This is a genomic window from Sediminibacterium sp. GW821-FHT12F12, assembly GCF_058806635.1.
On sequence record NZ_JBXAPW010000002.1, the window covers coordinates 67,465 to 79,899 of the forward strand.

General features: G+C 44.3%; 14 protein-coding genes. 3 read left to right on the plus strand and 11 right to left on the minus strand.

Annotation, left to right across the window (positions count from 1 at the left end; genetic code table 11):
* The first annotated feature begins 656 nt into the window (after positions 1-656).
* On the plus strand, positions 657-1,091 hold the full coding sequence (locus AC1RNB_RS02805; protein ID WP_493080519.1) for a hypothetical protein: 435 nt from the start codon (positions 657-659) through the stop codon (positions 1,089-1,091).
* Positions 1,092-1,474: 383 nt separating this feature from the next.
* On the opposite strand, the gene AC1RNB_RS02810 is transcribed toward AC1RNB_RS02805, so the two are convergent.
* Genes AC1RNB_RS02810 through spt form a run of 3 tightly spaced genes read right to left on the minus strand, consistent with a single transcriptional unit; the run spans position 1,475 to position 4,874 of the window.
* The gene (locus AC1RNB_RS02810; protein ID WP_493080521.1) at positions 1,475-2,476 is read right to left on the minus strand and encodes an NAD-dependent epimerase/dehydratase family protein; all 1,002 of its coding nucleotides are present in this window, start codon (positions 2,474-2,476) and stop codon (positions 1,475-1,477) included.
* 16 nt (positions 2,477-2,492) lie between these two features.
* Entirely contained in the window at positions 2,493-3,614 is a 1,122-nt protein-coding gene (locus AC1RNB_RS02815; RefSeq protein WP_493080523.1) for a hypothetical protein, read from the minus strand.
* Positions 3,615-3,668: 54 nt separating this feature from the next.
* Positions 3,669-4,874: a serine palmitoyltransferase gene (spt, locus tag AC1RNB_RS02820; protein WP_493080525.1), complete on the minus strand. Its 1,206-nt coding sequence runs from the start codon at positions 4,872-4,874 to the stop codon at positions 3,669-3,671.
* A 360-nt stretch (positions 4,875-5,234) separates the two neighbouring features.
* Here spt and AC1RNB_RS02825 point away from each other — a divergent pair, with 360 nt between their 5' ends.
* Positions 5,235-5,690 (plus strand): 6-pyruvoyl trahydropterin synthase family protein, encoded by a 456-nt coding sequence (locus tag AC1RNB_RS02825; RefSeq protein ID WP_493080527.1) that lies wholly within the window; start codon positions 5,235-5,237, stop codon positions 5,688-5,690.
* Between the two features lie 23 nt (positions 5,691-5,713).
* Positions 5,714-6,151 (plus strand): RrF2 family transcriptional regulator, encoded by a 438-nt coding sequence (locus AC1RNB_RS02830; protein ID WP_493080529.1) that lies wholly within the window; start codon positions 5,714-5,716, stop codon positions 6,149-6,151.
* 85 nt (positions 6,152-6,236) lie between these two features.
* Here the strand turns inward: AC1RNB_RS02830 and AC1RNB_RS02835 are convergent, their stop codons facing one another.
* From AC1RNB_RS02835 to ric, 8 genes are read right to left on the minus strand one after another with little or no spacing between them, the layout of a single operon-like run.
* Positions 6,237-6,668, minus strand: coding sequence for an RrF2 family transcriptional regulator (locus AC1RNB_RS02835; RefSeq protein WP_493080531.1), 432 nt, complete (start codon positions 6,666-6,668; stop codon positions 6,237-6,239).
* On the minus strand, positions 6,669-6,995 hold the full coding sequence (locus AC1RNB_RS02840) for a metal-sulfur cluster assembly factor (protein ID WP_493080533.1): 327 nt from the start codon (positions 6,993-6,995) through the stop codon (positions 6,669-6,671).
* Positions 6,992-8,284 (minus strand): cytochrome C oxidase subunit I, encoded by a 1,293-nt coding sequence (locus AC1RNB_RS02845; RefSeq protein ID WP_493080535.1) that lies wholly within the window; start codon positions 8,282-8,284, stop codon positions 6,992-6,994. Before AC1RNB_RS02845 ends, AC1RNB_RS02840 begins: the two co-directional genes overlap by 4 nt.
* A gap of 1 nt (position 8,285) precedes the next feature.
* On the minus strand, positions 8,286-9,092 hold the full coding sequence (locus AC1RNB_RS02850) for a DUF2249 domain-containing protein (protein WP_493080536.1): 807 nt from the start codon (positions 9,090-9,092) through the stop codon (positions 8,286-8,288).
* A 1-nt stretch (position 9,093) separates the two neighbouring features.
* Complete coding sequence (locus AC1RNB_RS02855; RefSeq protein ID WP_493080537.1) at positions 9,094-9,546, minus strand: hypothetical protein; 453 nt, start codon at positions 9,544-9,546, stop codon at positions 9,094-9,096.
* The gene (locus AC1RNB_RS02860) at positions 9,497-10,834 is read right to left on the minus strand and encodes an NAD(P)/FAD-dependent oxidoreductase (RefSeq protein ID WP_493080539.1); all 1,338 of its coding nucleotides are present in this window, start codon (positions 10,832-10,834) and stop codon (positions 9,497-9,499) included. The genes AC1RNB_RS02855 and AC1RNB_RS02860 overlap by 50 nt, the downstream gene beginning before the upstream one ends.
* 11 nt (positions 10,835-10,845) lie before the next feature.
* Entirely contained in the window at positions 10,846-11,325 is a 480-nt protein-coding gene (locus AC1RNB_RS02865) for a hemerythrin domain-containing protein (RefSeq protein WP_493080541.1), read from the minus strand.
* The gene (ric, locus tag AC1RNB_RS02870) at positions 11,325-12,284 is read right to left on the minus strand and encodes an iron-sulfur cluster repair di-iron protein (RefSeq protein ID WP_493080543.1); all 960 of its coding nucleotides are present in this window, start codon (positions 12,282-12,284) and stop codon (positions 11,325-11,327) included. The genes AC1RNB_RS02865 and ric overlap by 1 nt, the downstream gene beginning before the upstream one ends.
* Positions 12,285-12,435 lie beyond the last annotated feature (151 nt).

Here is a 12,435-nt window from a genome sequence, read left to right on the forward strand (position 1 = left end):
GCAATAAGCACCCGGAAACACAGTCATATGACCCTCTTTGTACACAGTTTTCGTCGAAAACTGTTAAATACAGTTAACAATGATATAGAATTTGTAGTTATTATTCTACACTTTAATCATTATTTAATCTATGTTTAATGAAACGATTATGTAGTCGACGAACTACAAAAAGCTAATTATAGGCCGATTTTGGCAGTCTGAGAGAAGGAATGTGCAGGAATATTTCCCTATTATATTCATTTACAATCAATATTAAATAAGCAAAAGTTAAAATTTATTAGTAATTATTAATCAATATCTATTTTTCCTATCCCCATCGCCGACCTGTTTTCCTCACCATAAGAAGTTACGGAAATCAACCCCGTAGAAAAGCCATGGTTAAAAGGGCAGGCCTGGAATATGCTTTCTGAACCACATCAAAAACCAGTTCTCCCATTTAACAAAAAATTGCTTTTTGTTTTTGCAACCGCCGGCACGGATTTATCCGCCATTCCAACTGCTTCAGCAGGCCGTTTACATGCTTCGGGGAACGGGTACAGAAACAGCCCTGTTTAACTGTTTGCGAACAGTACCACAGGTATAGTTTCAGTTGACTTGCCTCGCCGATCAGCCTATGTTTGGTGTATCATTTACGTTTCATTTAAAACAACACCATTATGAAAAAACTATCTTTCCTGCTGGGCTTACTGGCACTGACCATAAGCAGTTTTGCAGCAGATGTAAACGAAACTGTTCTGAAAGTATTCAGCAAAACCTACCCCGATGCGCAAAGCATCTCCTGGTCGGTACAAACCAACGGCTACCTTGTGTATTTCACTAAAAAAGACGTGAGTTACCGGGTTATGTACGACCAGGAAGGAAGTGTGACGCTATCATTTAAGTATTATGGAGAAGAGAATCTTTCGCCGCTGGTACTGAACCGGGTGAAGAAAAGTTATCCCGATTATAAGATACACAGCGTAATAGAAAAATCAAGCGACAGCAACGTTGAATACCATGTTATCCTGGAAGGAACCAAAAAGCTGATCACCCTTAAATCCGACCCTACCGGTAATCTGGAAGTGGTGAGCAAATACGACAGGGGAGAATAAGCCATCCTCTAACAATGATAACAGCCGGTTCAACTTTCGTTGCTCCGGCTGTTATATTATATATAACGTATTGTGCTCCTATTAAAAATCACCCTGATAGTCAGGATTTTTGTCGCTCACGGCCGCTGGGCCCCGTCCCTGTTATCCCGCCGGTGGCGGGACTGCTTTTTCTTCTGCTCCCGCTTTGCAGCGGGATGCTACGCATCATTTTGTCTGCCCTCGCCTTCGCTCGGCACCGAACAAAAAGAGGCCCGTCCGCCAAAGGCGGACTGATTAGAAATTTTTCATCCAACACCCTGAAGTAGCAGCTTTTATTTTATTAACCAAACAAATTTTGAATTATCCAATAGCACAAGACGTTATACATAGTCACTTCTTAGATACTACTTCAATAAACCCGCTCTTCTATACCAGCCAATAGTGTCTGCCAATCCCTTCTCCAGATCAAAATCAGGCTGGTAACCCAATTGCTCCAGTTCAGAACAGGCCGCAGCCCAGTTGCTGGCCCTGAATTCTTTTAACCGCTCCCTGTTCAGCAAAGGTACTTTACCACGCAGGTTACCCACCGCTTCCGACATCACTGCTGCCGTAACCGCAATCCAGCCGGGTACTGTAAGTGCAAACGTAGAAACCCCCAGCTGCTGTTTGATGATCCTGTTCATTTCAGCGGTAGAATAATTAGCCAGGTCCGATACCAGGAAATTCTGCTGTACCAGGGGCGATTCTGTTGCGAGAAAAATCGCTTTCACCAGATCCATCACATGCACAAAGCTGAGCAACTGTTCCCGGCTACCTACATATAGTTCGAGCTTTTGCTGCACGGTTTGCAATACAAACAGGAAATCCTTGTCCCTCGGGCCATACACCGCCGTGGGATTGATGATCAGGAATGGAAGATCTGTTTGTTTGTATAACAGATCTTCGGCTTCCCGTTTACTGCGGCCATAGGCTGTTATCGGGTTGGGCGTTGACAGAGCCGTAATAGGGTTTTTGCCTGTACCCGGCCCATACGAAGCCAGGCTACTCACAAAAACAAATTTCTCCTTCAACAGTTTTGCCTGCTGCAGAACGGTTACCAGTCTTTCGGTACTGGCTACATTCACTTCATAATATTCAGAGAGATGTAAAGACTTGGTAATCCCAGCCGCATGCACCACATAATCAAATGCACCATGGGTGTTGGCTGCATCGGTTAATATTTGGGTCATAGATGCTGTATCAGACATGTCCAGCTCCAGAAAATGAATAGCTGGATCAGTCAGGTATTTACGGCTGCTGGATGAACGGATGCCTGCAAATACGCGGTACCCTCTCCGGATGGCTTCTTCTACCAGGAAACTACCAATAAACCCACTGGCACCTGTGATCAGTATATTTTTTTGCATCCGGAAAATTCAGGGATTATAAATGTTTGATGAAAGCACGTCTTCTTTTATGCTGTTCCGCATCAAAATGCTCCCAGATAGATTGCACTTTGGTATTCAGCTCCAGTTCCGGATTGGTTTCTGCGTAACGGATGCCGTTCTTGATATAGGCTTTGTTGAGCTCATGCATCAGCAATGCATTTACCCCCTTACCCTGCAGGTCTTTGCGGATCGCTACCAGGTACAGATCGGCCAGATCATTTTTCTTCAACGCTTTGAGGATATGCACAAACCCGAAAGGCAGCAGGCTGCCCTTCGCTTTCTTCAATGCAGCAGATAAAGACGGCATGGTAACGCCAAAAGCCACCAGTTTACCTTCCTTATCAAGAATCAGCGGCACAAAATCCGGACGGATAAAAGAGAAATACTGTTTGGTATAATACCGGATCTGTTTTTCGGTAAGCGGTACCACCCCATACAACTCAGCATAGGCTTCGTTGATCAGTTCAAAAATAGCTGGGGCGTATGGCAGGATCTCTTTGGCACTTTTGGCTTTCAATACCTGTAATCCCAGGCGCCGCTCTACCACCCCGGCCATCTTCTCCATTTTATCCGATATGGTTTCGGGTACTTTTACCAGGTACTCTATCCAATCCGCATCTTTGGTATAACCCAGCTGCTCCATGAAAACCGGATAATACGGATGGTTATAAATGGTAGCCAATGTACCCAGACGGTCAAACCCTTCTACCAGCATCCCTTCATGGTCCAGGTCGGTGAAACCCATCGGGCCATGCACCGCTTTCATATCTTTTTCCTTAGCCCATTTTTCAACCTCACCTATCAATGCTGCAGCAATAGCAGGATCTTCTTCAAAATCGATCCAGCCAAAACGCATATAGCGGTTCTTCCATTTCTCTATATAAGCATGGTTAATGATACCTGCAATCCTGCCTACAATTTTTCCATCCTTGTATGCCAGCCAGTAACGGGCTTCGCAGTAATCAAAAGCCGGGTTCTTGTCCTTGCGCAGTGTTGCCTTCTCATCAAAATGCAGCGGCGGTACAAAAAAAGGATTGCCTTTGTACAAACGTAGAGGGAATGCAATAAAATCGTTTAACTCTTTTTTAGTAGCTACCTCTTTTACAGTGATTTGCATGAATGTGTTTTAAGCATGATAAAGGGTAAAAATCCCGGCTTCATACTCCACACATCAGGAATGTTTCATTTCAAGTACGTGGAGTTCATTGGCTACTTTCTCGATTTTTTCAAGGGCCTCATCCAGCTGACTGCGGGTATGGGTTGCCATGATCGACAAACGTATCAGTGATGCATCACTTTTTACGGCCGGAGATACCACCGGATTTACAAATATACCTTCTTCGTACAAACGCTGGTTAAAGCGGAAGGTAAGTTCATTATCACGGATATAAACAGGGATGATGGGTGTTTTAGAGGTATTGATATCAAAGCCCAGGTCCTGGAGGGCAGAAGCCATGTAGTTGGTATTGTCCCAGAGCGCTTCCTGCCTTTCCGGTTCTGCCTTGATGATATCAAGGGCTGCCATGGCGGCGGCTACGGCAGAAGGCGGTACACTGGCACTGAAGATCATCGGTCTTGCGTGGTGCTTGAGGTAATTGATCGCTTCTTTGGTAGTAGCGATAAAACCACCCACCGATGCCAGCGATTTACTGAAAGTTCCCATGATCATATCCACATCACTGGTTAAACCAAAATGATTGGCAGTACCTCTTCCCCTGTCGCCGATCACACCAATGGCGTGTGCATCATCTACCATCACCATGGCTTCGTACTGGTTGGCCAGGCGGGTAATTTCGGGCAGGTTACAGATATCTCCTTCCATACTGAAAATACCATCTACCACAATCAGTTTTATTTTCTCAGACTGGATACTTTGCAGTACCCTTTCCAGATCGTTCATATCGTTGTGCGCAAATTTCAGCACACGCGAAAAAGACAAACGGCTGCCTTCAATAATTGAAGCATGATCCAGTTCATCCATGATGATTACACCCGTTCTGCCGGTAAAAGTAGCCACCGCACCCAGATTGGCCTGGAAACCGGTGGTAAACATCAAAGCCGCTTCCTTGCCTACAAAATCAGCCAGTTTTTCTTCCAGTTCTATATGCAGATTAGAGGTTCCGTTCAGAAAACGGGAACCTGAACAACAGCTACCATAAATATCAATCGCTTTTTTAGCCGCTTCTGTTACTTTGGGATGATTGGTTAAACCCATATAACTATTCGAACCAAACATCAAGATCCTTCTTCCGTCAATCACCACTTCTGTATCGTGATTCTCCTCAATAGGTCTGAAATAAGGGTACATTCCCGCTTTTTTCAACTCAGTGGGTATGGTAAAACCCTGTAACTTTTCCTGTAAACTTTGTTGTATCATAGTTCAGTGTCTGGGGGTGTTAGTTTATCCGGTGATCTCATCAGGATCCTACGGATTCCGGTTTATTATGCTGGCCTGTGCTGACTCGGCTGGCCTGTTTTTAGTACCTGCATTTTCAAAAGACTGATGTAAAATGTACATCGCCAGATCGTACAGGATTGCAATATAAAGAGAAAACGTTGTAACACCTTAGCCGAAAGCCATCGGGAATAAATCAGTGATGGCCGGAATCGCCTCCGGAAGCCAGCTGCATTTCTCTCCATAAATCGAAATTTATGGCGCAAATATAATAATAAAGGATAGTTTTGCCCTTATTTATTTACCAGGAACTGCCATTTAGGCACCCGCTAATGGTTTTTCATGATCCAGCTTACCAAAATCTTCCATTTCGAGATGGCCCATGCCATTCATGGGTATGAGGGTCCCTGCAAACATGTACATGGTCATTCTTATGAATTACACCTGGCCATTACAGGTGCCCATACCGGTACCGAATACATACCAGCACCTGGATTTGAAGTGGATTTTAAGGATATCAAACAGTTGGTAGTGTCGGAAGTGATCAACCAGCTGGATCACAAACTGGTTTTATCCCATGATTTTCTGGCAGTGCATCCTTCCTTTGCGGGCCAGGAGAACCTGGTTAGCTGGGAAGTAGAGCCATCGGCTGAAAACCTGTTGATTTTTATCGCCAAAAAACTCAAAAACAGGGTACCCGTCCACAGCTGTTTATCGTATATGAAATTGTACGAGACCAATAATTCTTATGCAGAATGGTTCAATCCTGATCACTTTAAACACAGTTCCAGCCTGTAAAAAGATGGCCAACATATAATCCTATGTTTACAAAAGCAACAGAATACGCCTTAAGAGCCACTATCTACATCGCACAGAAAGGTTCCGAAGTAGCTAAACTGGGCATTGATGAGATCGCAGTTGCTATCGATTCGCCCCGTTCATTTACGGCAAAAATTCTGCAGTTACTGAGCAGAGATAACCATATCATCAGTTCGGTGCGCGGACCCAACGGTGGATTTTACCTAACCGAAAAAGCAAAAAGCCTGCCCATCAGTTGCATCATACAGGCCATGGGTGAAGAAGAAATGCTGGAGAAATGCGTACTCGGACTGAAACAATGTTCCGAAACGCAGCCCTGTCCCATGCACCTGCAGTTCAAACCTATCCGCAAACAGCTCAAAGACATGTTCAGCAATAAAACGATCCGCGAGTTTGCGGCTGAGATAAAAGACGGGGTGATCTTTATTTGCAACAGGTAAGACTATAGGATAGCGAGTGACGGTTTTCCCGATAAGTTGGAGTTCAACATATCAGATAGACGAAAAAGATCTACATCGGGCTGTATTAACCAACAAGATAAGCCAACCCCTCATTTACGGTTTCACAAAGGTCGCTGATTTTTTTACGCTGACACATTGTTTTAAATCCGTCACGGATCACTTTATAGTCATTGTGTATCGGACAGGGATGGGTGGCCGAACATTGGCTCAATCCCAGACCACACTGGTCAAACACTTCTTTTCCATCTATGGCATCAATAATATTGATCACAGGCTGGTTCTTTTGCTTCGCCGTTATATAAAAGCCGCCGGTAGGTCCTTTGGCACTATTGATCACTTTTTCTTTTACCAGCACCTGCAGCATTTTTCCAACGGTATGTTCACTGGCCTCAATGTACGAGGCAATCTCTTTGATGCTGCTCTTTTCATCCCGTTCAAAACGGGATGCGAGATAGATAACCGCTTTAATGGCTGTTTTGCAGGTAAGACTCAGCATTTATTTTTCATTTAAAAATTCTTTTCCTTCCGGTGAGATCATGGCATGGCTCCAGGGCGGATCAAAGGTTAATTCGCAGGTTACCTCATAACCGGGAAAAGCCAGTTTCAGGCGTTCTTTCACAGCGCCAGTGATTGAATCGCCCATGGGACAAAATTGTGTGGTTAATGTCATGCTACAATAGAGCTTACCGGCATGCTCATCAAAATCGAGTTGATAGATGAGGCCCAAATCCACTACATTCAAACCGATCTCCGGGTCCACCACATCTTGCAAGGTTGCCAGCGCAACCGTGCTTTTCAGTGTATTATTGGTGATCACATTCATACAATAGTGGCTTTATGTAACAGTAATTTCATCACGTTCCAGTTATATAAAACGGCTGTGATGAGCAGCAATACGGATCCGGTTTGTAAAATCCCTACCTGCTGCAAAAATAGGCCGACCGTAAATACAACAAACCCGGCAACATAAGACATACCCATCCAGTTAAACACCGTCTGTGTAAAAAGATCCTTCGGGTTAGGTGTTTTCCCTTTGCCGGCCAGATCATGGTACACCCTGTTCCAGACAATAAAAGGCAGGGTTTTAAAGGTCATGCCCAGTATAATGGCCGTTATCCAACCGAAAAATACAATAAACCCGTACGCGATCACCAGCCGGCTGTTAACAGCAGGAGAAAGCATCAACCATATAACAATCAGTATCAGCAACAGGATAGGTAATAGAATTAACAGAACGGATAACAAAGAGAGCTGCATGGGCTCATCCACTTTTTTCCGGATCCGTTCCTGGTAAGCCCTGAAACAGAAATGAGCAAACAGTACAATAGCCGCAGCAATGGCCAGTAATGGCCACACAAATAGCCACCGGCTGTTTGTGTACAGAAAAAGAAAAACAAAAGCCAGTAAGCCCGTATTGATCAGCATAAAGATCCGCCACAATGTTTTGGCATGTGTGTATTTGGAGATCAGGAACATGGGTATCAGGCGTGAGCCTACTCCCGTTACCAGCAGCAGGAACCAGCCCACGATGCCCATATGCGCATGCAACGAGAGATAACTCAGTGAACCGGCCGGTAAAAGAGGTTGAGAAAAATTACATAACAATAACAAGCCAACCACCGCTGTGGCCAATAACCAGAGACTGGCCGTAAAGACTGATAAAGCATGTATGTTTTCTTTTTTGCTCTGCACCATACTGGTGCCGAGGTTGATCAGAAAGGAAATGATAGCGCCTATCAGCAACAATGCCCCTGTTTGTATGAGCCAGCCTACATCAAACACATAAAAACCATATACCAGTAAGGGAATGCCGGTAGCCGCTAACAGAAAAGAAACATAGGCCAGCCAGTTACTGTACAAAGGACCTTCTATCAGAACGGGTACCAGTTGGTGGCTCGCTCCCAATATAATCATGGTACCCCAGCCCAGTGCCATGGTATGCGTGATGGCTAATGTATGGGGATGAAAATAATGACCCTGCAAATCTCCTGTTGACAGAAACAGCAATACGGTAGCTACCAGAAAAGCGATGGCTGCATAAAAATAAAACGGTAACACCACCCGGTAAGAAGTGGTAGTGGCAGTTCCGCTATTGTTATGGTTGGCAAACATGTCAGTCTTTGTATATAAGGAGGTGAACCTCTGTTTCACTGATCTCTTTTACCCGGTAGCTGAGGTTTCTTTCCTGGAGTTCGGGTAGTAAAAATACAGGAATGCGTTTGTGATAAACAAACAGCGCTTTTTCTACCGGCAGGGTTTCCAATGCTTCCAGAATAGTATGCATGGGTAATGGCATTTGAAGTTGCCGTACATCAACCGTAACCAGTTTGCCGGAAAAGCGTTGCAGGATCTCATTCCATCCGGCGCTGGTGGATGGTTTTACTGTTTCTGCAACAAATGCTTGTTGTGTTGCTTTATAAAAATAAGTATTCACCAGTTCGGCATTCACAATTTCAGTAAATGATTCAAATCCTTTCTTGCCGAGTAAATTTTTCAAGGGAGTAGGATCAAAACTGTTAACCAGTTTTAATACCTGCTGCTCTTTCAGCCCACTCACTTTGTCGATGATGATAGTCAATGGGTCCTTTCCACTCTCTAACACCGGCCGCACATCCAGTTCTACCAGACGGGAGGTTTCCAGGTTTTTTAGAAAGTCAGGAATTTCAGTTTCAGGTGCTGCCTCAGCAGCTGTTAACCGGTCTATTGTGAACCCCAGTGGCGCCAATTGTGTGAAAAAGTCCTCTACTGTACAACCACCCAAACCGGATGCCATTGCTATACTCGTTCGGCCAGCCATCACTTTACGCAGAACCGGATTCCGCAGTTTGGTGAATCTGGGTGAAAGTGCAATGATTGCTTCCAGTGCACCTGGATGGGCTTTAATCAGTGCGGCTATTTTGGTATTGGCGTTTATCTGCATATCAGGCAAAGTATTGATCAAAGAGATGAATCTGTGTTTCTATTTCGCGCAGCAGTACAGCCGCATTTTCACCGGAAGCTTTTTTGAATGCATTCACTTTTTGTACCAATGGCAGCAACCATTGATGAAGTGCATCATGTTCAGGACCTTTCATACTACATTCAGCAACCATCTTATCAAGTCCTTTCTGCAAGGCTGCAGCGGTCAGACTGTAATCAACAGGATTTTGCTTTACAGCATCTGCTACAGCCGTCTTTAGCAAAGTAACATTAGCCAGTGTTTTGGCATCTGCCTTCCATTTAACACCTTTATTTAATGACAAACCGGTTACAGCAGTTGCTGGTAAATTCTGTGTGCTATCTATTATAGAAGCCGTACCGGAAGAAACAGTATTTTCGCCGGTATTACAGGCCAGTAAGAGGCTTAGTACCAACAGGAACGGGATTCGTTTCATTGTCATTATTTTTAATTTTGCGTGCGGGTTTGATGATGAGTCGTAAAGACTGATCATACGTTATATATTGCCAGACCCAATTGATCAGTATGAACAAACGGTTTTTGATCCCGATGATAGACATAAGATGCACCAGCATCCATACCAACCAGGCAATAAAACCTTTGAGTTTGATTTTTCCGATTTCCACCAGTGCCAGGTTTCTTCCTACCGTTGCCATACTTCCCTGATCCTGATAGTTAAAAGGGATTATCGTTTTCCCTGTTACTAGATGTTCCAGGTTCTTAGCCAATAGTGCCGCCTGCTGAATGGCTACCGGTGCCACCTGCGGATGGCCCCTGGGTAAATCATCCAGTTGCATCAGGGCTATATCACCCAATGCATATACATCCGTTAATCCATTTACCTGGTTGAAACTATTCACCAACAGTCTGTCATTGGCTGTTACAGCTTCCTTAGGTATACCTGGTATCGGTTTTCCTTTTACACCAGCGGCCCAGATCAGGCAACGACTATGGATGGTGTTACCATTACTCAACGATACCGTTTCTCCATCATAATCCGTTACCGATACGTTTGCCTGCACTTCTACACCCAGGCCTGTAAGATATTCCAGAACCGTATTGCCAGAAACCACACTCATCCCGTTTAATAAGCGGGGTGCCGCTTCCAGCAGGTAGATATGCATATTCCGGAAATTGAGTTCGGGATAATCTTTCGGAAGAATTTTCCATTTCATTTCAGCAATAGCACCTGCCAGTTCAACACCTGTAGGACCTCCTCCCACGATCACTACGTTTAACAATGCCAGCCGCTCTTCCATTACTACAGCACTGAGTGCCTGTTCGTAGTTTTGCAATAATGTGTTCCGTAACAGCAAAGCTTCCGAAACCGATTTCATGGAGTAGGCATGCAATTCCAGGCGTTCATTATTGAAGTAATTTGTAACGGCTCCCTGCGCCATTACCAGGTAATCATAGACAATGTCACCTACTCCCGTATGTACCGTTTTGGTTTCAGCAGAAACCGATAATACATCCGTAACCCTGATGACGATATGTTGCTTTCGTTGAAATATTTTCCGGAGAGGGAAGCTGATACTGCTGGGCTCCAATCCACAACTGGCTACCTGGTACAAAAGCGGCTGAAACTGATGATAATTGTTTTTATCCAGCAATACCACCTGGAAGTTTTTTCCGGAAAGTTTTTTGGCCAATGTTAACCCGGCAAAACCTGCCCCTACGATCACTACTCTTTTCTGCCTGCTATTTGCCTGAGGGATAGCCATTGTTATCAGTTTTAGATCCAGAACACATCATCCCATTTCTCATCTATCTCTTTACTATCGTTACCGATTCTTTTTTCGATAAGGGCCAGTTCATCGGTTCCGATCACTGACTGGAGATGATTAAACAACTCCCGCTCTTCAAAACGGATATGTTTCTCCAACCTGTCTGCCAGTTGCGTAAGCAAACCGGCATCTTCCGTATGTTTCCGGATATCTTTGATCAATTGATAGATGACAGCATGATCCTCTTCGGCCTGTATGCGCAACAGATCATCGGCCCGCAGGCGGGAGAAAAGCAATTTTTCTTCATCTTCAAAATGTTTCAGCAGGTCTTCTGAAAAAAAATACAAAACATATTTGCCGATTCTACCGGCTTCGATTGATTTTGTCAATCCCTGCCTGATTTTCCATACCAGCAACAATCCAAAATGATGGTCTTTGGAAAAGGAAACCATTGCGGGATGACGTTTGATAGGTGTTGTGTCTTTCATCAGTTTAACTGTTTTTCAAGGTCAAGTGCTTTCGGAAAAAGGATATTGTTTTCGAGGTGAATATGCAGGTGCAGGTCTTCTTCAAACTCGTCCAGCATTCTGTAAAGTAAGCTATAACTGGCACAGGCATCTTCCGGCAGGACATAATTATTGGATAATCTACGAATCTCTTCCAGGTTCTCTCCCACCACTTCATGTTCCATCTCCATCATATTGATCGGATTCTGCACCGACCCCAGATGGGCCGCCTGCAATAACTGCGACCTGTTTTTGGCTACAACCAGTTCCTTTACATAAGGGAATAATACTTTTTCTTCTTTTACCAGGTGTGCAGACAATTCTGCATAAATCTCTTCCACCAGCTCATGTATCCGAACCAGCTCGGGATGTTGTTTGCCATGCACTTTCATCACTTTCTCGGCATATGCCCTGATATCGGGTAAGGTTTTACGTACATAGGTATGGTGTGTATTCACAATATAATCCGAGAGAAAATCAAGACTCCAGTCACCATAAGGAACCGGGCGCGAAGAAGGAAGGGTATCTGCCTGCTGCAATTCTTTTTCTACTTTGGTTACATCCAGGCCTTTTTCTGCACAGGCTTCTTTCACCGTCTTTTTTCCACCACAGCAGAAATCCAGTCCATATTTTTTAAATACCTGCGCCTTACGAAGGTCTTTGGCAGCGATCTGTCCGAGTGTTTCATCCTGCTCGCCCGACTGTTTTTTGGATATTCTCACTTTCCACCATTCAGGCCCTTCTTCCAGGTACTCCCAGGTAAAAATATTCCCCCGCTCTCCCAGCAACTGGTAGTATAGAGGCTTGGGGTCATGGTCATTGTGCAGGGTCAGACTTTCGCCTTCTTCCAGTGCATCAAAGCGTACAAAAATGGTAGGATGTTTTTGTTTGGGTTCGAGTAAGGTAACATTCAGAATGTTCTCTGTTATGGTGGTTGGCATAAAGATGATTTTAAAAGTGATTTGATCCTGCAAAGATATAGGGCGATTCTAATAAAAGTAATTAAATACTTTTATTTATATTAAATTTACGCTTCCGTGACAAAGTTTTCTGTTTACCAGCTGTATATCATACACTTAGCACTATTGCAGA